Origin of the sequence: Gordonia sp. UBA7860, assembly GCF_002500165.1 — a bacterium.
Lineage (GTDB): Bacteria > Actinomycetota > Actinomycetes > Mycobacteriales > Mycobacteriaceae > Gordonia > Gordonia sputi.
The window spans coordinates 1-21,638 of the sequence record NZ_DLSO01000050.1 but is presented as its reverse complement, the minus strand read 5'-3'; the positions used below and the strand labels follow the sequence as shown (position 1 = coordinate 21,638).

At 58.3% G+C, this 21,638-nt stretch carries 16 protein-coding genes; 8 read left to right on the top strand and 8 right to left on the bottom strand.

Annotated elements, in window-relative coordinates; genetic code table 11:
- The first annotated feature begins 120 nt into the window (after positions 1-120).
- Positions 121-1,968: a DUF4012 domain-containing protein gene (locus B3T59_RS07385; protein WP_287001885.1), complete on the top strand. Its 1,848-nt coding sequence runs from the start codon at positions 121-123 to the stop codon at positions 1,966-1,968.
- 228 nt (positions 1,969-2,196) lie between these two features.
- On the opposite strand, the gene B3T59_RS07380 is transcribed toward B3T59_RS07385, so the two are convergent.
- The 8 genes from B3T59_RS07380 to B3T59_RS07345 all read right to left on the bottom strand — a co-directional run bounded on the left by B3T59_RS07380 (position 2,197) and on the right by B3T59_RS07345 (position 12,887).
- Positions 2,197-3,633, bottom strand: coding sequence for a polysaccharide biosynthesis tyrosine autokinase (locus B3T59_RS07380; RefSeq protein ID WP_287001884.1), 1,437 nt, complete (start codon positions 3,631-3,633; stop codon positions 2,197-2,199).
- 53 nt (positions 3,634-3,686) lie between these two features.
- Positions 3,687-4,358 carry a glycosyltransferase family 4 protein gene (locus tag B3T59_RS07375; protein WP_287001883.1) on the bottom strand — a complete coding sequence of 224 codons (672 nt, stop codon included), beginning with the start codon at positions 4,356-4,358 and terminating at the stop codon, positions 3,687-3,689.
- Between the two features lie 1,266 nt (positions 4,359-5,624).
- On the bottom strand, positions 5,625-6,713 hold the full coding sequence (locus B3T59_RS07370) for a hypothetical protein (protein ID WP_287001882.1): 1,089 nt from the start codon (positions 6,711-6,713) through the stop codon (positions 5,625-5,627).
- 40 nt (positions 6,714-6,753) lie between these two features.
- Positions 6,754-7,548 (bottom strand): hypothetical protein, encoded by a 795-nt coding sequence (locus B3T59_RS07365; RefSeq protein WP_287001881.1) that lies wholly within the window; start codon positions 7,546-7,548, stop codon positions 6,754-6,756.
- Between the two features lie 535 nt (positions 7,549-8,083).
- Positions 8,084-9,187 (bottom strand): polysaccharide pyruvyl transferase family protein, encoded by a 1,104-nt coding sequence (locus B3T59_RS07360; protein WP_287001880.1) that lies wholly within the window; start codon positions 9,185-9,187, stop codon positions 8,084-8,086.
- Entirely contained in the window at positions 9,184-10,098 is a 915-nt protein-coding gene (locus tag B3T59_RS07355) for a glycosyltransferase family 4 protein (RefSeq protein ID WP_287001909.1), read from the bottom strand. Before B3T59_RS07355 ends, B3T59_RS07360 begins: the two co-directional genes overlap by 4 nt.
- A gap of 137 nt (positions 10,099-10,235) precedes the next feature.
- Positions 10,236-11,327 carry a glycosyltransferase family 4 protein gene (locus tag B3T59_RS07350; RefSeq protein ID WP_287001879.1) on the bottom strand — a complete coding sequence of 364 codons (1,092 nt, stop codon included), beginning with the start codon at positions 11,325-11,327 and terminating at the stop codon, positions 10,236-10,238.
- 60 nt (positions 11,328-11,387) lie between these two features.
- Complete coding sequence (locus B3T59_RS07345; protein WP_287001878.1) at positions 11,388-12,887, bottom strand: sugar transferase; 1,500 nt, start codon at positions 12,885-12,887, stop codon at positions 11,388-11,390.
- A gap of 517 nt (positions 12,888-13,404) precedes the next feature.
- Between B3T59_RS07345 and B3T59_RS07340 the strand changes: the two genes are divergently transcribed.
- From B3T59_RS07340 to B3T59_RS07310, 7 genes are all read left to right on the top strand, one after another.
- Positions 13,405-14,037, top strand: coding sequence for a TetR/AcrR family transcriptional regulator (locus B3T59_RS07340; protein ID WP_287001877.1), 633 nt, complete (start codon positions 13,405-13,407; stop codon positions 14,035-14,037).
- Positions 14,038-14,637: 600 nt separating this feature from the next.
- Complete coding sequence (locus B3T59_RS07335; RefSeq protein ID WP_287001876.1) at positions 14,638-15,285, top strand: TetR/AcrR family transcriptional regulator; 648 nt, start codon at positions 14,638-14,640, stop codon at positions 15,283-15,285.
- A 175-nt stretch (positions 15,286-15,460) separates the two neighbouring features.
- Positions 15,461-16,885, top strand: a complete 1,425-nt coding sequence (locus tag B3T59_RS07330) for a hypothetical protein (protein ID WP_287001875.1) — start codon at positions 15,461-15,463, stop codon at positions 16,883-16,885.
- Between the two features lie 69 nt (positions 16,886-16,954).
- Positions 16,955-18,703 (top strand): hypothetical protein, encoded by a 1,749-nt coding sequence (locus tag B3T59_RS07325; RefSeq protein WP_287001874.1) that lies wholly within the window; start codon positions 16,955-16,957, stop codon positions 18,701-18,703.
- A gap of 159 nt (positions 18,704-18,862) precedes the next feature.
- Positions 18,863-20,137, top strand: coding sequence for a hypothetical protein (locus B3T59_RS07320; protein ID WP_287001873.1), 1,275 nt, complete (start codon positions 18,863-18,865; stop codon positions 20,135-20,137).
- A gap of 20 nt (positions 20,138-20,157) precedes the next feature.
- Positions 20,158-20,523: a hypothetical protein gene (locus B3T59_RS07315; RefSeq protein WP_287001872.1), complete on the top strand. Its 366-nt coding sequence runs from the start codon at positions 20,158-20,160 to the stop codon at positions 20,521-20,523.
- A complete protein-coding gene (locus tag B3T59_RS07310) occupies positions 20,516-21,202 on the top strand; it encodes a hypothetical protein (RefSeq protein ID WP_287001871.1) in 687 nt (228 codons plus the stop codon). The genes B3T59_RS07315 and B3T59_RS07310 overlap by 8 nt, the downstream gene beginning before the upstream one ends.
- The last annotated feature ends 436 nt before the right edge of the window (positions 21,203-21,638 follow it).

The window sequence follows — 21,638 nt, the reverse complement described above, 5'->3', positions numbered from 1 at the left end:
AACAGACTCGCCGGTCATGCACTCAGCATGACCGGCGAGTCTTTCTTCGTATGGACACATGTTTTCGTCTTTGTTTCGCGTCGAAGTTTTTCGACGCCTGAGTGCAGGGGAACTAGCTGAGTGGGTCTCTTCCCGCGTCGGGCAAATCACGACGACTCGACCGACGATTCTGATTCGACCACCAACAAACCGGGAAGCGGACGCACGGCTTTCCGACGCCGGAATCTTGTGCTCGCAGGCGTGGCCGTCATCGTCATCATCGCCGCGTACTGCGTCTGGCTCGTAGTCCAGGCGCAGTCGGCCAAGTCCAGCCTCGAGCAGGCACGCACCCTCTCGCAGCAATCCAAAGATGCACTCCTGCACGAGGACATGTCCTCAGCGTCGCGGCTGGCCGGCGAAGCCCAGCAGCACGCGCAAGACGCCAGCGACACCACGCATTCAGTCTCCTGGAACGTGGCCGCGGCGGTGCCGTGGCTCGGCAGCCCGCTGCGGACAGCCCAACAGATTTCCGACGTCGCGCTGGGTCTGACCTCGGAGGTGTTGAAGCCCACCGCGGACCTGGGCGGCAGCGTCGCTCCCGATTCGCTCCTCGCAGGTGGCCGAGTCGACGTCGCAGCACTGCGCAGCGAGGCTCCCGCGCTCACCAAGATCTCCGCGGCCGCAACCCGACTCGACAAGGATGCGCAGGCCATCCAAGACCCTCACTTCGTCTCCTCGCTCGGCGACGCCCGGTCGCAGGTGCAAACGCAGACAACCGATGTTGCGCATCTGGTGAACTACACGTCGATCGCCGCGAACATCGCGCCGGCCATGCTCGGCGCCGACGGCCCCCGCACGTACTTCATGGCATTCCAAACGAACGCTGAAGCTCGTGGCACGGGCGGCCTGCTGGGCGGATTCGGCATCCTGCGGTTCGACGACGGCAAACCCACAGTCGACGACCTGGGCGCCAACAGCGAGCTCAACAAAGCGTTCACTCCGATATCCCTTGGCCCGGAATACGAAGAGCAATACGGATATACCCGCCCCACCACCGACTTCCGAAACAGCAATCAGAGCGCGCACTTTCCCTACGCCGCGCAGATCTGGAAATCGATGTGGAAGCAGCAGTCCGGCATGGATGTCGACGGCGTCGTCGCGCTCGACCCTATTGCTCTGAGCTACATCCTCGGCGCCACCGGACCGGTGACGATGCCAGACGCCGAGGTGATCACCAAAGACAACGTCGTCGAGCTTACCGAGTCGACAGCCTACATCCGTTACCCCGACGATCAGGCTGCACGAAAGGCATACCTGCAAGGCATCGCGATCGAGGTGGTCAAGAAGCTCACCGGTCCACTCAAGTCTCCGCAAGAGGTGCTGCGCGCGTTGGGACACGGGGTCAGCGAACACCGGATCTCGGTATGGAGCGCAACGCCTGATATCCAGAAGCAGCTTGAAACAACACCGCTGGCCAACGTGATTCCCAACGATCGGGCACCCTACGCGCAGTTCGTCGTGAACAACCTCGGCGGCAACAAGATGGACTACTACTTGAAGCGGCAGATCGAGTACACGGCTGCAGCCTGCACTCCGGGCACCCGGAAGTCCACGGCGACAATCAAACTGACGAACACGCTAAAAGACGCCTCCGGACTCCCCGACTACGTCGCCGGAAAGATGGGCTTCTTCCCAGGGCTTGCCACCGACGTTCCGCAGGGGTCGATGATCTCATCCGTCCGACTTCTCACGACGACGGGCGCTCAGGTGGCCAGTGTAAAGGTCGACGGCCAACCCGTCCAGGTCATCGGGTCGACGGAACGCGGCCATCCTGCATTCGAGGCCACCGTCGCCGTGCCGCCCGGGGAGACTGCCACCCTCACATTCGAACTGACCGAACCGAGCGAGCCTGGTGCGGCGCGGGTTCCGGTGCAGCCGCTAATTGATAACGCCACTCCGAGAATGTCTGTTCCAGCTTGCTCGGAATAGATCGCCCACGCCGAAACCCCAGGGCAAGCACCGCCTCAAACCGAGCGCCACATGGGCGTCGTCAATGACTAAAGGAAACGGACGCCGTACCCACAAAACCGATCCGAGAAATTCAATACAGCTCACCTCGCCATCCATGGGCAAACAGACACACACCCAGGAATGCACGCGACGACTCCCCGCAGTGAACCAATCAAGTTGACGACTTATCAGGCGCCGCCACGAATATCAGACAATACCGGTTCGACTTGAGACACTTGACAGCGACGAGGAACTGTCAGAGCTTGAGCCGTAATATCCATACGACATACCACGAGAGTCTGCCCGGTTAAGAACGACACCACCCGCAAAGCCGCTGTCACCAATGCTACCCCGAATCGCGCTCACGCTTGCCACAAGCTCGCTACGTTTAGTTCGATGCTCCGATACAACGAAGACCGTGTAATCAACCAAGTGAGCAAGGACCACAGCGTCGCAGACCGGCAAGACAGGCGGAGAATCCACAACGACGTAATCAAATTGGTCCACTAGTTGCGCAAATAATTGCCTAGCTTTGTCAGAACTTAACAATTCACTCGGGTTTCCGACCCGGGAGCCTGCAGGCAGTACCCAAATAGATGCCCCTGGCAGTTCCGCTACCAAGTCAACAAACTCAGCCTGCCCAGCTAAACAATCCGTCAAACCTGCCCCACCGGAGTGCGAAATCTTCTCCGAAAAGGACGGACGACGCAGATCAGCTTCGATCAAAAGAACTCTCTTGTCGAGCTCCGCGAACGAAGCGGCCATGTTTAGCGCGGTCGTAGTCTTACCCTCATTAGCGCTACCACTTGTGACCAGCACGGATCTTACCAGACGATCAACACTGGAATATAATAGACTAGTACGAAGCCGTCGAAATGCCTCCGGAACCGCGTCTCCACCAACGCTGAAATCAACGAGCGAGTGGACTCCTAACGAGCTGGACTCAGGAACCTCGCTTAGCAACGGCAACGCCACCAGAGCATCGATGTCAGCGGCCGAACCAACACGGTTATCCAGCTTTGTCGCGATGATGACCGCGATAAAACCAATAGCTAAACCGCCCAGAAGGCCCAAACCAAGGTTCCGCTTCCTGTTCGGCGAAATCACAACCGCACCACTCGCCGGAGTGACAACTGTCAACTTAGCTAAGGGCTGCCTGTTCGTCGGCGACGACTCCAACGCCGATACGTTCTCAACAAGAGACGCACCGACCGCATTAGAGAGTTGCACCGCCTTCTCTGAGGACTCACTCGTAACGAACAGAGTTAGCACAACCGTATTCGGCTGGGAACTTGCACGCACCGAGCTCCGGAGCTGGTCGACGGCTAACCCCGTACTCGGCAAACGCTCCAACGCCCCCTCCAACACCGAGTCCGAACGAACTAAGTCCCCGTATGAAAGCACCCGCTGCTGACTAGCCATTGTGCCTTGATAGGCGGCACTTGCTGAGCTAGCATCGTCACCGGCAGTCACATACAACGAAGTCTGCGCCTCGTATACCGTCGGCGAAAATAGACTTGATACAACGCCTACCATTGCACCAATCAGTCCACCCATCGCTACAATCCACCAGCGACGCGCCACAACTCCCATAACCTTACGTAGCGCTGAATCTGACTGGTCGACTTCACGTGCAATTTCCATAACTACCTCCTCAGATTCCCTGGACAAGACTAACTATTGCGAAGTATCGCCGATCACGTATCAATATACGGAAGGCCAGCAAACTCGATAATCTGGGCGGCGAAGACATCCTCAGAGAATCTCGCGCGCACCCAGCTGCGCTGCGCAGCTCGGACATCCTCATCTAGCATCATTCTACTCATTTCAACAATAAGTCGCGCTGCCGCTCCCGCATCACCGGAAGAATAACTTGCGACAGCCGGAGCTCCTCGCAACTCTGTGGCAACATAAGGGAGATTGGTTGCTACGACCCCGCACCCCGCAGACATTGCCTCGAGTACTGAAATCGGGAATCCTTCCACACTGCTCGTGTTCAGCACGACGACGCTCGCTGCAAGAACCTCAGCCAGATCGTCCGCAGAGTCGATTCTCCCTATGATGGACACCAACTCCCCCAGCCCTGCCGAAATCACACAGGACTCGAACCAATGCCTGTCCGGGCCATCGCCCACAACTATAAAGCGATAGCCGTCCTCCGGAGAAAATCGCTCAACAATAGATAGCAGAAGAGCCAGACCTTTTGCACGCCTCTCCATTCGGCCAACCCACACGATACTCGCGCATCCATCTTGAGACCTTGTTGAGCGTGCCTCGAACCAAAGCGAGTTAACAGCGTTCGGAATAAGAGAAACATCAGCTTCAATCTGCGATTCCAAGACGCAATTCATTTCCTCTGTCGTCAGCACCGACAGACGGTGGACCCCCCGACTGAAAGCTCGCTGCCACGGTCCCAACTGCGCGACGGAAGTCCCGTGATACGCGCCGACGTGAGCCACACCTGCTTGTGTCAACACGCGCGACAAATACAAGTAACGCCCGGTCGCGTACTCCTGGAGATAGACGCAGTCGGACTTCTGTTGGATTAGCTGATCGCGCAAGCACAGGCTGCTCAACGCCGAAAACACGACTCGCGCTCGACTGCGGTTCAAGCGCCCACCCAAACGTGCAGCCAGCCGATACCACAAGGACGCTCGGACCAAAACTAGAGTCAGAAGCGAGCCCTCGTACGTGACGTTTTCACCTAAAGTCGGAACAACCAAGCGAACCCTTATCCCGAACCTCTGAAGAATGGCCGCATACTGCGATATCCACGTTCCTCTATAGGACCCGTTGGCAAGCTGAACGGGGTCAACGTCCAATTTTCCGAAATGTGCCTCATATGTGTCACAGCTAGGCACAATTGTGAGAAGCCGACCTTCCCGCCCAGTATCCTCGGACAACGGCCCTACCTCCTTTCGTTCCACAACGAAGACTCGCACCAAAAATCACCCGCAGAAGAACAAGCGTCGAACACGGTAACCAACGATGCCGCCCTAGAACGTACCCAGGACCGGCCGCGTATCGGAGTCGCTTAGCAACAAGCAGATCGCCGCGCTCCTGATCCGATTCAGATGCCCACAACTCCCCCGATAGATCGCGTACCCTGCATCCCTTCAAAAGTAGCCGTGCGAGAAGATCTGAACCCTCGCCCGACTGAATGAACGTTGGGCTACCCACACCTATTCGCTCGTCGAATCCGGAGACCGTGCGGAAGGCTTGATAACGAACAATCATTCCTGGCTCGTGCGCGGCAGTCAGCACGCTTCGGGTAAGCCCGATCTTCGATCCATTCCAAGTGCGCAACCCCCTCCGCGAAGGCGAGTCTTCGAACTTCGAATGACGCAGGGCAAATAGCCCGGCGTCTACATTTGAGAAGTCGATACTGCTAAATGCGGCCCAAAAGGCATCCGAGTACACGGTATCGTCATTCGGGAACATAAGAAGGTCGACTTCCCCGCCAAGATTCGAAACAGCTGCATTCCTACCCACGCTTGCTCCACCATTGTTGAAAGTCAGTCGAACATTTCTTCGTTCTAGAATACTTTTGAGATGCCTAGAGGGTGCGCTAGAACCTTGCCATGAAATGGCGACCAGAATGCTCGAGCACTCTGGAATGGATTCCAGGAGTGCTATCAAGTCGCGCTCCCGACCGATTGTTGACACGGCGATGCCCGTTCGACAAATACTAGGTTTATCTGGTAAATGGCCCATGAAACTACCTCCGCAACGGCAAATCCGATAAAAACTCCTGCGACACCCTTCATCTCCATTCCCACCCACGCTAGAGCGAAATACAGGACGGAACTGACAATTCTGATACAGAAGACCCGGCGTGCCCGACCATGCCGCCGCAACGCGGCATACGGCCATACTGAAAGCAAGGAGGACGCTTTCCATATGACGGCCGATATCAAAATAATCAGGCCCACATCATGCCACCGCTTCCCGAGTAGATACGGAAGAAGTCCTACAAGATCAGCTACAAAAATAGCGACGCATGCAAACGCAACTAGGAGGACACCAAATATGAAATCGGCCCGCGACCTATGTGACAGTAGCCTTACCCGAATGTATGCCAATATCGGAGACATAAGATTAGTGATCGAACCAACCAGACGGTAGACCAGTGCTTCTACGGGACCCAGACCTGACATTATCACGAACGTCATAGCGGGTTGAGTGAACGATGATGCACCGGCTTCAGCAACAACCCACCACCCCTGTTTCGATGGTGCGGAAAAAGGAATCCAGACTTTGACATTGCACCTTAGTGCGATGACCACGCACATCATAAGGGGAAGTACAAGTATCAATACGGTAGTGCTCGGACAGACGCAAGTGATTACTGAGCTACCAACCACCAATGCCGTTGGAAGCACCTCCCCGGCCCATTTATTGCGAACAATTGATTGCATCCGACTAACTTCGAGAATGCCTGCGAGGTACGTGAATCCGACTGCCCACACAGGCATCCAGTACATGCCGACGACACAAGCAACCAGGGCGGGGACCGAGAGGACGACAAACAATGACGGCAGATATTGAGCTCTATCACGCCTGTTCTGGACAAGCAAATGAGCCTCCACGAAGAACGCGTTTCCGAGTTGGCCGAAGAAGGCTGCAGCAGCAAGGCCGCCCGCAATTGCACCTGCGTTGATATTGGGGATACGTAGGGCCGCATAGGCTACTGAAATCGGGATAACGGCACCAGCCCCACTCATCACTATCCCTGTCGCTGTGCGACTTAGACGCCGTATCACTTTATCGGGCCTGCGACATTGAGGGAATTGAACGAGACCCGACAGTGCCCGCTGGTGGGAAATGTGTCCATTTGTGTATTGCCCAACACCCAACCAAGGCGATGAGGCACCTGCTCTGCACGAGGTACGGATACCTTGCCGACTCAAGTGCCGCGACAATCAAGATTCCGCATGCAACAACGGCCACTATATTGGCGGTGCGAACTTGACAACAAGCTAGCGCGATCGCGAAGGTCGTTATGAAGGTAACGATTAACGCGAGCCACAATCCTAGCTCAGCGACCAGCACTCCGGGTGTGGAGATAGTGTTGAGTTCGGGGTTCAACTGCGATCGGAGCATCGTAAGAAACTCCGACCGGGAATCGCGTCCGTATATCGTTTCAGGCGTGACAAGGCTACTTACGCCCGGGAACTTCCAAAAGGCGTCCGCCGAGTACGAGGGCGCCGGGGGCTTGTTAATGAGGGACTGGTAGTAGTAGCCGTTTGATACGGCAGATAGGTAATATCCCCCGATGCGGTCACTCAAGTAGCCTAGGAAATTCTGGGACTGCGCTCCAATTATATAGTTCGGTCGTCGGTATTCCCCCACCGCGAAGATCGTAAGGACCGCCACGCTCCCGCCAACAATAACAGCGCCGCACCGCCTAAGCGGGCCCCAAACCTTGCCCGCCGTCGCGAACACATACGCAGCAGGAATCAGCACTTCAATAAGCGCGAGACGCTCCGCGTTTAGAAACATCCGCATCAAGCTTCCCAACCCAATTACGGCGAGTACCGCCCAGTCCGGGCTTCGCATTCGGACTACTCCACTCGCGTACACCGCCGCGACTGGTACCCCGAGTGCGACAAGGGAGGTTACCCCTGAAAGTGGTGTAAGTGCCCATCGAGACGTCCTGAGAGCGGCCGGGTCACCTTCTAGTACGGATACGGCCACTCCGGGAGTCATCCCTCTATAGACTGCGAGTAGAACCCATAGGCCGTAGGCTGCCACAACCAGAATCCCGCACAATCGAGTGGCTACCGCTAGGCGTGAATAGACTAACTGTCTTCCTAGATCAGACTCCACAGGAGCGATGTACCGGGTCGTACGGGGCCACGAGTAGGCCGCGAGCCAACCTAGTACAGAGGCAACCAACAAGTATCCGAGTATAGTCAAGTACGCCTGCGGAGGCGCGATCTGATCGGTGGTGTCAAACCAAGCTGACTGAGAGGCGATCGCGGCGGCCGATAGGGAGGCTGCGCAAACCAGAACATAGATTGTTGCTGGATTGAGGGCCCATGAAAGTTCCTTGCGCCCGCCCCTCCTCGCCTCGCGGGTGTCATCCGAGATGCTACGTCGCTGCACGTTTCGCTGCCTCTGTCCTTCTTAGTGCTGCGACCAGCTCTTTGCTGGTATCCGCAACCCCGCCTAAAGAACTCTGCACCCGTTCGGAGTACAGCTCACGTTCTCCAGGATCATACAGAAGTGCCTCGACTTGCTTAGCCACCCGGCTCACGGAGAAATCACGCACCGAGTGAACATAGTCATCCAGCCCTAGATCGCTAAACGCGCCCCAACCTTTGCGTTCGTAGCCGAGGTGTATTACGTAGTGGCCAGCAGCCAGTGCCATGAGCGCCGCATGTAGACGTACGGCAATGACCACACGGGGCTGTGCCTGCGTAGGCGACATTAGTTGGGCGTGGGACACCTCGCCGAGATCCGTCATAAGTGCCAGGCTGACATTACGGTCGTCGTTCCCTGACGCGGTGCTTTGCGTGTAGACATAGTAGCTAGGCAGACTCGCTGCAAGATCGACAACCAAGTGCGGAATCTCGCCATCGATCATCCGCGCACTGAGAACAGGCTCGGTTGCAGGGGTCCGCGGCGCCGTTCCCTCCCATTTACCGGTCTCGGCTATGCGCGGAATCGCCATATCGGAACACCGTATTGCTCGTGCTCCTCGCGCAAATTGTTGCGATTTGTCGTCTCGGACATACACTAAGTCGATCTTTGAGAGCAGGTATGCTAGAACTCGTTGAGTGGGGCCGCTGTTTTTACGGCGCGGCGCCGGTCCAATACTCTGAGGTAAGTACACCGAGTACGATTTTGAGTATGCGGCCGCCAGGAGCTGGGGAATATGCACCAATCCGGTCTTCAGAAATTCTTGACACGTTCCGAACCGGAGATAGCCGCCACCGACGCCGACAACAATGTCATAAGATGATAGATTGCAGATAGTCCGCACATACTCAGAAGCCTGCTTACCCGAGCGGGGCAGTGAAGTAACTAGTTCGATATCGTCGTGCGAAAATGATTCTGCGTGAACGGCTACGAGAGTTATAGCAGCTACGTCTGGGTGGACCGCCGTGCGAACCAGATCCACCGCTTCCTGCACGAGCAGCCCGTCGCCGGAATTCAGCGGACTGTACGCGTGAAGTATGCATATGCGTTTCATCTGAGTACCTGCTTATACAGTTCGAGGTGACTTTCTACGCTTCTATCCCAGCTGAAATCTTGGGCCCAAAGACGACCGCTCCGGCTTGTCGCATCTAGCCACTCTTCATCCGCCAGGCAAGCTACGATCCCTTCGGCGATGGCTTCTGGGTCCAAGTCATCGACCGTAGCTGCGGGACCCGCTACCTCGTTGAGAGCCCCTCGCCTGGTCGTGAGCACGGGACAGCCGGACGCCATCGCTTCTAACACTGGAAAACCAAATCCCTCGTACCTACTCGGGAACACGAATAGTTTAGCGCGTTGAAGTAGCGCTACTACATCCTCGTCGCTGACTTCACCGAGGTAGATGATTCCGGGAGTATTCGAAATACGCTGCATCGTTTGCCCGTATGCCCAGGCGGGTCTACCGGCAATCACAAGTTGTATGCCCAGATTCTGCACTATTTGGCTGGAGAACGCCTCGCAAAGCGCGTCCACGTTCTTACGGGGCTCGATATTCCCGATGTATAGCATGAATTCTCGCGGAACGGCACTCCCGGCCTGTAAGGATAGTCCAGAAGGACGGGAAAACCGTTCATAGTCTATTCCATGCGGAATTACATTTATCGCCTTCTCGTCAATGTTAAAGACTGCCGCAACATCTTTTGCGCTGGACGCGGAAACAGTGACGACCGCATCTGCCGAAGAAATAGCTCTCGATACCCTTGTTCGCCAAACTTTCTCCGCCGGCTTCCGGCGTACGCCATCGATCCAGCGGGATGCAATCCCGTGTACAGTGACAATTGAGGGTGTTCTTGTTCGTAGAATTGGGCCAGTGTCGGCAGTAAAGTGTAGAACGGTGTCAGGTGCGCGACCTAGGGATTCGCACGCCTCGTATAGTGCTGTTGTCGGTGGATGTTTGCCCCACCTCATAGCACTCACCTCCACTCCACGCGCGGTGAGTCCGTCTGCAAGCGCTCGCGTGTACGTAGTATTGCCGCCGACGTTTCTTTCGATGATTCGTCCTGGCACTATTACTCTCAAGGGTAGCCCATTCTCCATTTGACGTGCTATATCGCGTACAAACGATTCAATACAGCGGCCTGGTTCGTTTTGCTCTCCTTGAGGTGATTTATATAGTCGATCTCACGGTCGATCATCTTTTCTCTATTCTGCTGGTCCTCGAAGAAATCCCGGATCGCGGCCACACACTCATTGACCCCGCCGAAATGCTGGAACGGCAGACCAGCAGTAGTCCGGGTTCGACGCATTAGCACAGGAACGCCGTTGGCTCGTGCCTCGAGGGATGCCATCGGCGCTCCTTCCCAGGCTGCCGTGTGCACGTAGAGGCCGGATTCCGAGAGGACCCTGAACGCTTCCGTACGCGGCTGCCAGCCAGTAACTCTGACACCTGCAGATCTGAGCCGAGCCACCTCTTTGGGGGCACCGTCACCCACCCAAACCCACTCAATTCCCTGGTCATCGAGCAATCGCGCGGCCTCGGCGCAATACTCTGGAGCTTTCTGACGACCCACACGACCCACTGTTGCAATTCGGCGTGGTGGGTTTTGAATCCTCGTAGCGAGTAGAGCACACACTTCGGCGTTATGTTCGCCAAAAACGTTTGGTAGTTCGACTGCTTCTACCTTTCTGCTCATTGCACTCGCAGTTCGCCTCTCGTAGTCACTAACCCCAGCAATCACGTGCGGATAGCGACTAGATGCGATGCGTTCGAGCATCTTGTAACTCGATCTCTGAACGGCGTTTATGTCGCAGCGCTCGAACGCGAAACAATGTGGTGAGTAGATGATTTCGTAGTTTGCGGGGTTTAGCACGTGGCGAAGCTGCCCCGCAAAACTCGAGTGGAGATGAACATGTGTTGCATCCACCGCCTTTAAGGCCTTCAACGCATTCTTCGCGAACTTTGCGAATCCGTCTCCAGCATTTGCCGTGAGTACAGCTTGCACGACTCCTTTTTCGTCTACCACCTTCGAATCAGTTCGGGTTCTTGCGATGAGTACGTGGTCTGCGTGCGGCGAGTTTGCAATGTACTGCTGTATCGCAGTTTGCACTCCTCCTCCAAGCGCCTCGGTTACGTGGGCAACTTTGGGTCTTGCTCTGCTCTGGATAGACCTCTTGTTGGCCGAGCGTATTCGCTCCACAATCCACTCGCTCTCATATATGTCTAGAGGTTAGGAGTATTACTTTCCGACAGAGAATTGCTAGTATGCGCCGCTTTGCCGGACTACCGCTCGCGCCGTTCGGAAGACGATTAGCAGGTCCTGCATCATTGACCAGTTCTCCACGTACGAAAGATCAAGCCGCACAGACTCTTCCCACGTGAGATCGGATCGCCCCGACACCTGCCATAGGCCGGTAACTCCTGGCTTCACAAGCATCCGTCGAGACACCCGACCGTCGTACTTCTTCACCTCATCGGGAAGCGGCGGGCGTGGGCCAACAAGGCTCATCGATCCGCCGAGCACGTTGAAGAGTTGGGGCAGCTCGTCGAGGCTGTATCGGCGGATGAATTTGCCGACTCTAGTAACTCGCGGGTCGTCGCGCATCTTGAACAGCACACCGGCGCCCTCGTCGAGGTGGGCCAGCGTCGACTTCCTCTGGTCGGCGTCCTGCACCATCGAGCGGAACTTCCACATGTCGAACGGCTCGTTATTGAGTCCCACCCGCGTGGCCTTGTAGAAGATCGGCCCGCGCGAATCGAGCTTGACTGCCAACGCCACACAGAGCATCACCGGCGCCGCAAGCACAAGGGCGACGCTCGCACCGAACCGGTCGAAGAAGCCCTTCCGGAACTTGTTCGCTCCCTCATAGCGCGGCTTGTCGATGTGCAGGAGAGGTAGGCCGGCGACTGGTCGCACCATCATCCGCGGGCCGGCGACGTCGGTAACTCCCGGCGCCACAAGCATTTCCACGGAAATGCCCTCGAGTTCCCAGGAGAGATCCTGCATGGCCTGATGGCCGAGAGCCTCTGCGCTGGTGACTGCGACGGTCGTCGCGCCGGTGTGTTGGACGGCGTCGCGCACATCGTCGAAGTCGCCGAAGACCGGGACCATGCGCTTGGCCACCCAGAGTTCTTCCGGCGTCCCGCGTCGGCTCGGCGGAAGACAGACGCCGACAACGTTGTATCCGAGCGAAGGACTCTTGAGTAGCCGCTCGACGAGTGGCTTGGAGGGCTCGACGGCTCCCACCACCAGCAGGCGTTCGAGATTCTGCGACTTGGTGCGTTGCCGAATCAGGTCTTTGCGCCACATCCAGCGGTTGAGCAGCAGGCCCAGCGTGCCGGCAGGTAGCGCGACCAGCAGAAAGCCTCGCGCGATGTTGAGCCGGAACATCAGGTCGAGCATCGCCAGCACGCCGAAGACCGACAGGCACGCGGAGATCACGCGACTGTACTCCTGGGGTCCCGCTCCAACGATGCGACGGTCCAGCGACTGAAAAGCACGCAACGCGCCCAACCAACAAAGGATCAGCGCGATCGAGACGAATGTCGCCGGCAAACCCCATCCGCCGTTTGGGCGCAGCGGGTCGTCGGATCCGAATCGGAAGATCTGCGCGGCCAGCACCACCACCGTCACGACGAGGGCATCGCTCCAGCTCACCCGCGTCAGGTATGCCTTCACCCACGCGCGCGGCGAGTCCGCCGTCGTCACGCTGGCGAAGTCGACCTCGTCACCCAATGAGAAGTCGCGTTCGGCGGTCATGACAGCCGTCCGGAGCCAGTCGAGAACGAAGCCCGCTGCTCAGTGCAGCATGCATCGGAGTCGACACGTCGAAGGAACACTTCCCTCTCCTTCTTGAAGCGTGAGGTACTGCAGACAGAACCAACCCCGACGGTGGAGCGCATACGTTCAGAGTGTTTCGCACGCGTACGAGAAACATACGTTGCTCTCAGGTTTGCCACAATTCGGGGGTGACGTTTTCCTCGTGGAACGCAATAAGCACTGTGACTGCGCTCACCAACTTCGCTCAACATGGTTGCACTACAACAGATTCCACCGACAAGAACGGCCCGCCGAGTGTGACCTGCGCGCGTTGCCGAACGGGTTCGTGCATGTAAACCGCACGTGTACGAAACACCGATCGAGTGAGATTCATCCGCTTGGACTACACGATGTTCGACGAGAGTGCGTAGTTGCTGGGTTCGCGGTCGCCGGTTCATTACTTCCGGCAACTATCTGTACTGGCGTATCCGTGCAGGCATGGGTAACGATGTGTCGGATGAATCCCGAGGCACCCCTGCGTCGCGCAAGCATCGTCGACGCGTCGATAGGCATCCTTGATCGCAACGGTGTTGACGGCTTGAGCATGCGCACCCTCGCGGCAGAGCTTCACCTCAAGCCCATGACGCTCTACTACCACGTACCCAACAAGTCGGCGCTGCTGTCGATGGTGATCACCGAGGTGGCGTCGAACATCGACTGGACGATCCACCGCGGCGACCCGCGCACCCGGATGCTCAACCAGTCCGCAGAGATCTTCAGAAAGCTGTCGGCGATCCCCTGGATGGCCGATCTTCTTCGACAAGGCGCAGGCATCGGAATCCCGCCACTGATCCTCGCCGAACAGTTCGTCACCGCGGCCAACGAGCTCGGCCTCAGCGATGCGCACGCCGTGAGACTGTGGCGATCGGTGTGGTTTCTGCTGCGCTCGGAGCTGCAATGGGACGACGCCACCCGCTCGTACCCCGACGACACACCGTGGCATCACACGATCAGTCCCGATGCGTTGCAAGACCTGCCGACCGTGACGAGGTTGGTGCCCCACTGGAACGAGTTCACGTCCGGTTACGACGTGCTGACGTATGTGACCGCACTGATCGACGGCACCGTCGCCGCGTTTGGTACGCCCTGAGTGCGGCTTACCACTTGTCCCCCTTGCTTCCCCCGGCCTTGACCGAAGCACGACTGATCCCCATTCATTGAAGGTTACGTTGCGAGATTTCTTACGCGTACGACGCCACATTGTGTCGCTGCGAGAAAGATAACCCGAGCCAACCAATCGCACAATTCGTACCTGTGAGTAACCTGAGGCGGCCCATACATACGGTCGCTGATGCACCGTCGGGCCGGCACTGCACTCACGTTGGTGCGATACCGTTCTGGCGCTGAATATGCTGGTAGGCTCTCTTTTTGCGCTTGGGGAGCGAAGCTTCCAGGACGCAAGGTCGTTCGCCCAGATGCAATATCCACAACCTCGATGTGCGTACACTTAATATCAAAAAGAATCCGCACCTGAATCGAGACGCTCTGTTTGATATGTCCCGATTTCAATTCTTCCGCAAACGGCGAAGACTAAGCAGCGGGCGGGCATCTCTGTAGCTTTCGCATAAACTCCACCGTGTTGCACCGATGGCCGCTAGTGGCCAGCCCTGGCTGCTACTCGCTTGTTGTCGCTGGTAGAACCCTTTGCAGGTAGTGGCGCCACGTCGTCGACTGTGTGAATCTTGTTTCAGTGACTGTCACCCCGCAACAACGCCGAGCAAGCCTCATCGACGCCGCGATCCGCATTCTGGACCGCGACGGCGCAGGCGCGCTCAACATGCGGTCCCTCGCTGAGGAGATGGATCTGCGTCCCATGGCGCTCTATCACTATGTGAGCGGCAAGCCGGAGCTGCTGTCGATGGTCATCGCCGAGGTCACGAGTCGCGTGAAGTGGCACGCGCCCAGGAGCGGACCGCGCGATCGGCTCCTCGCCCAGCTCTACGACACGTACGCCGGGTTGGCAGCGATTCCGTGGCTCCCCGAGCTGCTGCACCAGGGTGCGAGTACCGGCGCTCCGCCGTACAAGATGATCGACACGTTCATCACCACCGCCAACGAGACCGGATTATCCGACGAGCAGGCCTACGACCTCTGGCGCGCGGTCTGGTCGCTCATCGGGTTCGAGCTGCAATGGCATGAGGTCAACCGCGCGTATGACCAGAAGAAGCCGTGGCTGGAGACCGTCGAACCGAGCAGCGTCGAAGATGATTACCCCGCGCTGGCGCGGGTGCTGCCGGTGTGGAATGCCTACGCCGCTCGATACGACGTCCGCAACCACATCGCGGCGCTCGTGGACGGGACTATCGAGCGGTGCGTGGGTGGACCGTCGGATGGCTGAGTACCCGTCTCATCTGGTGCACACCGCCTTGATGTTCTGTTGCGAAGTGAACAGGTCTATGGCGACAGACCCCCGATCGATACGGCGAATTGCTGGCATCCTCTGCGATTTGCCGCTCTGCATCACACTGCGCTAGATAGGATTAGCCTTTCGTGCCGCACCCGAAGGAGTCTCCTTGTCCGATTCTCACCTGGACTCCCTTCGACACGCACTTGAGAACCACGTCGTCACCGCCCTTGATGTCGCCGAAGTGTGCCTGATCTACGCGACACGTAGCACTGCGAGCGGGCATACGTTTGATACTGCTGCAGTGCGCAGGCTTGACGTAGCTCCTGAGATTACCCAGCTCATTGGCCTGACCATCGCCTCAACCATACGGGTACCGGTCCTCTCGAAGCTCTCAGAGTTGATCGCGAAATCATCTGACAGTCCATTGGCCGCGTGGCATGCAGCGAATGTTATCGCCGTTGGCCTCAACGGCACCTTTGAAGCCAATGAATTTAGCCCCGATGGCGCAGAAATCTACGACCTCGTCGATATGCGCGCGTTCCCCACCCACGCTCAGGGCTGCTTAGCGCTTTATGATCCCCATGATCTATCCGAGAGCCCCTCGCCGGAGCGGTTCGACCAGTTCAATCCTTCAGCAGTGACAGGCTTGTCACTGTGGCGAAACGAATTAGCCTCCCCATTCCGAGTGAGCATCGACCGAACGCGCGGTCGACATTTCGACACGGCGATCGGAGAAAACGGGCTTCGCATTGCGATAATACAACCCAACAGAGATTTTAGTGAATTGAATCTTGGAGAATGGTATAAGTCACGAGACGCCCACTTATTCTTCGGCATACGCCCATCCCATCCTATGACTCAGTACTCTGTCATGAAGGCGGGGACTGAGAAAGCCTTTGCAGCAGACGCAGGAATCGTCGTCTTTCCCGAACTAGTCGCCAATCGACACATTGTTCGCCGCCTGAGCACTTACCTGATCGGCAAAAACATCAAACTACGCGCCCGCCTCGGAAAGGCGCTGGACAGTAATCCCTACCGTTCGCGACTTCGGGTTGTAGTGTCGGGAAGCTATCATCACATCGACACCGATCGAAAGAAGCGAAACTCCGTCAAAATACACTTTCCGCACGGACCCAACCGCCTCGGCGACGGCTCACACAGTAAGTCCGGCGTATTCCAACTGATCGCTGCCGGCACCATCCACACCGAAGACATCGAAGCTTCTCATCAGATCACCCTCTACCACGGCAAAAACTACAGCGTCGCTGTGCTCATCTGCTCCGACCTGCTAAACGCAACGATTCAAGAGATTCTGCGCAGAATCCGGCCCACGCTCCTCATCGTCTGCAACATGACGGGCAAGACCAGTGGCTTCGTGTCCGTCGCAGACGGATTGTTGGCAGCCACCCAGACAACCACTGTCCTGGCCAACAACCCGTCTCAGTGGATCACAGGAAACCTTCACGATCCCGGGACTATCGTCGTACTACCCGCAAGAGAGCACGCCAAACGAATCGCTCGCCACAACTTTTCCTCACCGACTGAGGTAGCGATTTTTGACACCTCCACGAGGCGTATTACAACCGTGTGATTTTGGCAGTGCAAGATCCCCAAGGCATCTTGCACTGCTACACGGTACTTGACATGTACTATACGTGGTATGACCGCAAACGACCTGGCGTCAGCTACACCAGCCACTGACTTCGCTGAGTTGCTACCACGGCTACTCGCCCGAAGCGTTGATATGAGGACCGCTTCCGCTCTCGGGCAAGCGGTTTCGGACTTGATAGATGCGCCCGAAACGGATACGCGAATTCTCCAAGATGCCGTCGAGACGCTCGAAGACGCGCGACGCTCCGCCAAGAGTAAGGGTGCCGATATAGCCGATGAGTGGTCGGTACCGATAACCACACTCCTGGGACTTCTTCGGCAGCACCTTCACAGCACGACATCAGCCGCGGCTGCGCGCACGCCGTCGAGCACGCCACTACGACAGAAGGTGCTGTTAGCAATCGACGCTGGCATAGACACTCCTACGTCGATCAGCGCCTTCGTTGGTTCTCCGGTCACCGTCATCTCCCGCACACTTCGTGAACTTACCCAATCCGGAGACTTGACGTGGGTCACAGATAAGGACGACAAGAGGGTTCGACGCTACAAGCGAATCGTCGAACATGCCAGTCCACCTGCCCGCGTGACCAATGCAATCGATCCCACGCTCATCGACTGCCCCGCCCTGATCGTGACTTTCGTTTACCGGCAATCGAAGCTCAACATCAGTGAGACACCGCAATTCGTCAATGATCTCGCTTCCATCGGAAACTCGCCCAAATCGGCACCAAGCGTTCGCGTCGAGGCACTGTGTTTGGCAAGCATGATAATCCGACGCACGGGCGCGAGTCCGGACGGAATGGAGTCGCTCGACTTGGCGCAGAGTGCGCTCGAGCTTTCCCAGACGACTCTGGACCCTAAGCTCCTCGCGCGCGCTTACTATGAGCGGGCTCGCGCATCTTTGTTCGCGTATCCGCATGACACACCGGCGGTACTGGACGATCTTGATCGCACAGACAAGGCGGCCATTTCGATTGAGGGCCCCGAGCGCGATATTCGCCACGGATGGTGCGCTTATACCCGTGCTCTGATTTTGGACCGTCAGGGCGATGTGAGAGCAATTCAAGAAATCGCGGAAGCGCGCGACTACTTCGGCAGCGCCGATGACACCTACGGAATAGCAGCATCAGAAGTAGCACAGATTCGACTCCACTACCTATTCAATGCGCCGAACTCACCTGACGTTGCTGCTGGCATAAGTTATGCGATCAGCCGTGGGTACACTCGTGTGGCAGCTGAATGCAGTTTCTGGGCAGGCGAATTGATCGTGCGATCCGAACCGGTCCGTGCTCGCGAGCATTTTACGTACGCCCGTGACGCATTCACAGCTGTTGGCTCCATCTCGTGGGGCGCCCTCGCCGCAGCATCGATCATCATCGCTGACCTCGATTGCGGAGCAAGGACCCTCGACTCTGGCGGGGCCAGACGTATAGCCGCTGAACTCACCTCGCTCGGCCAAACCTTCCTTCATGAGTCACCGCATCAGTCGCTTCAGCACTCCTGGGCGGCCGCGGTGTTCCGCCGGTACATCGGAGTATGTGAGCGATACGCGGGTGATTTCGCCGCAGCGCAGCATGCGTTCGATGAATCAAGGAGCATCTATCGCAGCACGGCGAATACAGTGGGCGAGCTTGCCGCAACAGCAGGATTCCTCGCGGCGCGTCGCGAGAGTGTCGCAGTGGAAGACGCCGACATCGCGGAGGCAAAAGCTGATGTTCTCGCAGGATCTGAGTATAAGCCGGATGACTCTCTCCTCGATGAGGTTTCGACGCCGTGCGGCGAACTAAACGCAGTTTGAATCGAGTGCGCGCACAAATCTTGTTCGTCGAGCCCAGAGCGTATGGCCACCTGCTCTTCACGACGTCGACTACGCGCGTCGTTTACGCCTCGCCGCGCGTCGCCTTGCGCGGGCTTGCCTCCTATTGAACGACGCTGACCATCGCAAGCCACAGAGGCATTGTCGAACCTCGGTGCAGCCTTCGTCGATTTCGCCGCCGTCGACGCACAGCGCCCAGACGCCTTCATCTCCGTCTTCGAGTCCGTCGTAGGCCGGCGCCTCGCCGGTCTGCTCGAAGCGGCGCCGGAGAACACCGTTGACGCACAACTCATGTCGCAGTTGGTTCTCGAAGCCGACGCCCACGCAAGCAAACGAAAAGACCGTACCCGCATGCTCGGTGGTATCGCGGTGCGGTCGGCGCTGCCGCCGCTCGCGCGCGCCGACTTCGACGACGCCCTCGCCGCGCTGTACTCCCCCTTCGATCCGGCGTCGATCGACGACCTGTGGGAGCGCGTCGATCTCGGCGACTCGTGGCTACTGTTGCTGGCACCGCTGCGCGAACCACACGAGATCGCCATGCTTCTCCTCGATGCCACCGGCAACATGTACAGCAGCATCTATCCGATCGACGACGCCGCGTGGGACCTCCTCGTCGAGCTCTATCGCGACGGGCTGTCCCTGAAGGCGACACCCGACGACGTCGCGATTCTGCATCAGGTGCTGCACCCGGATCTGTTCGCCATCGTGCCATCGGACACCCCGCTGGTCATCGTTCCCGCCGGAAGTCTGTGGGCGGTGCCGTGGGCAGCGCTGCCGGTGCGCGCGGCGTCGAACGAGTTGTTTCTCGGTGAACGAAACCCGTCGTGCATCAGTCCATCCGTCACGATGATCGGCAAGGCGGGTGGGCGCCTACGCGATGTGGTCGACGCACGGGTCAGGCATTGGAAGAGTCCCGAGGTGGACGCGCATGGGGTGGTCGGCGGCGCCGAGTTCGCGACAGCTCAGGACTGCCGAGCGGCCATCCTCCGCGGATCGTCGGACGAGATGGTGATCGCGGTCGCGCACGGGCGACCCGTCCGCGAGTTGGTGCACTACATCGAGTTGGACGTACACACCGCGCTGACACCCGCGGACATGCTGGGAGCGTCGCCACCGGGAGTGCTGGCACTCATCTCCTGCTGGGGGTCGCACTCCCCCGATCATGGTGCGGGCGACCCGTTGTCAATCGCGACGCTCGCCCTTGCCCGGGGCTCGCGCGCGGTCGTCGCGAGTTCGTCGGAAATGCTCGACGACGGTCCCAGTTCGATGTTCGTCAACTGGTTTCTGCACGAATCGACTGCACAACCCTTGCCTCGAGCACTGCAGTCTGCAACTCTCAAATGGCTGCGACACCCGGATCTTCGCCGCGGGGAGTTGTCTCGGTGGGCACCGCTCACCGTGCTGGGAACGTGGTGAGGAGATGAACCCTGACCGACATGCCGTACACGCTGAAGGACCAGAACGCGTTCGAGTGGACCATCCAGGCTTTCGACCTGTTGATCGAGGGCACACTCAGCGTGGACCTGGTGAAGCAGAAGAGGATTCGGACTGCCACGGCATCCGGTACATGCCCACGCTGCGAGCACGACGTCGCATTCAACGCCACCTACACCGCACCTCTCCCCGCCGGAGCCAAGAGCCTCGGAGCCGACTCAGACTCTTCGGGCGACGGGGTCGAGTACGAGTCGGTCGACGTCCAATGCCGTTGCGAAGGAAAACATCCCGGCCGACCGAAGGGCGTTTCGAACGGCTGCGGTATCTGGTTCCGGGCCGACGTGAAGCCGGAGAACCGTGATGACTGACGACGCCGCGCCCGTTTCGGAGCCCGAGCCTGCGAAGTACCGCCGGCCAACGCAGCCTCCGCCCGCCGACGCCGCCGCGAACCTGGCCGCGTGGGATCTTCTGCTGGACAACAGCATCGAGCGTGCGACGGCGACCGCGGAGAAGTGGCGGGCGGGACTCGCCGGGTTCATCGCACTCATCACCTCGCTGCTGATCATCAAGGGACCCGACGCCCAGAAGATTCCGGCTCCCTGGATCTACGTGCTCGTCATCGCGTTTGCAGCGGGGATAGTTTTGGCGATCATCGGGTTGTGGAAGGCACAGTCGGCGAGCTCACCCGGGCTGGACTCGGTCGACTACACCGAGGTGATCAAGAAGTACGGCTCCATTCGCACGTACTCGGTCGCGGTCGCGATCGGCTCGGCCGACAAGATCACTACCGCCAAGAGGTTCGTCGCCGGGGCGCTCATCGCGCTCGGAGTGGGCGTCGTCGCGTGGTGGCTGGTCCCGGCGTCCGAGCCCCAGGCCACCGAACAGGTCCGCGTCACGTTGCGGTCCGGTGCCACACTCTGCGGGAAGATCACCGAAACCGCTCCGGCCGCAGGCCTTCCGTTGAAGCTGTCGGGCACACAGACAACGATCCGTGTACCGGTCGCGGATCTGCTCTCCGTCACCAGCGTCGCCGACTGCGGGTCGTAACCGCTTGTTCTGGCGGGTGGTCGAGGCTCGCGCCGGTGTTTCGTGGCGTCTTCCGCACTGAGTATTACTGCGGTTGGAACGTGTAACAGGCTGCGGCCGTGTCACTCTCGCGCTGGTGGTTGACGTCTGGCTGTGTACTGCCGGTGTCACTTCGATGTCGGCTGTGGATAACCCAATTCGACGCCCCGTTTCTGTCAGAGGTCGCCGCTACAATCGGACTACCGCCCTTCTGCCGTTTCTGAATCTATTGGTGCACAGTCGATTTCGATCAACCTCCTTCCGCGAATCCCTTGACTCGAACACATGTTCTCCACATAATGGACATATGCCCCCACTCCCCGCCCTCCTCGCCGAGTTGCGCGATATCTATATCGACGCCGACGCCACCACACGCGAACTACACGCCGCGACAACAACACTCATGATGATGCGCAAC

What these genes read in the sequence shown, in the direction of transcription:
- B3T59_RS07380 (WP_287001884.1), bottom strand. Translation starts at nt 3,633, where the DNA reads ATGGAAATTGCACGTGAAGTCGACCAGTCAGATTCAGCGCTACGTAAG.
- B3T59_RS07370 (WP_287001882.1), bottom strand. Translation starts at nt 6,713, where the DNA reads ATGAGTGGGGCTGGTGCCGTTATCCCGATTTCAGTAGCCTATGCGGCC.
- B3T59_RS07365 (WP_287001881.1), bottom strand. Translation starts at nt 7,548, where the DNA reads ATGCGAAGCCCGGACTGGGCGGTACTCGCCGTAATTGGGTTGGGAAGC.
- B3T59_RS07360 (WP_287001880.1), bottom strand. Translation starts at nt 9,187, where the DNA reads ATGAAACGCATATGCATACTTCACGCGTACAGTCCGCTGAATTCCGGC.
- B3T59_RS07355 (WP_287001909.1), bottom strand. Translation starts at nt 10,098, where the DNA reads ATGAGGTGGGGCAAACATCCACCGACAACAGCACTATACGAGGCGTGC.
- B3T59_RS07345 (WP_287001878.1), bottom strand. Translation starts at nt 12,887, where the DNA reads ATGACCGCCGAACGCGACTTCTCATTGGGTGACGAGGTCGACTTCGCC.
- B3T59_RS07340 (WP_287001877.1), top strand. Translation starts at nt 13,405, where the DNA reads ATGAATCCCGAGGCACCCCTGCGTCGCGCAAGCATCGTCGACGCGTCG.
- B3T59_RS07325 (WP_287001874.1), top strand. Translation starts at nt 16,955, where the DNA reads ATGACCGCAAACGACCTGGCGTCAGCTACACCAGCCACTGACTTCGCT.
- B3T59_RS07315 (WP_287001872.1), top strand. Translation starts at nt 20,158, where the DNA reads ATGCCGTACACGCTGAAGGACCAGAACGCGTTCGAGTGGACCATCCAG.
- B3T59_RS07310 (WP_287001871.1), top strand. Translation starts at nt 20,516, where the DNA reads ATGACTGACGACGCCGCGCCCGTTTCGGAGCCCGAGCCTGCGAAGTAC.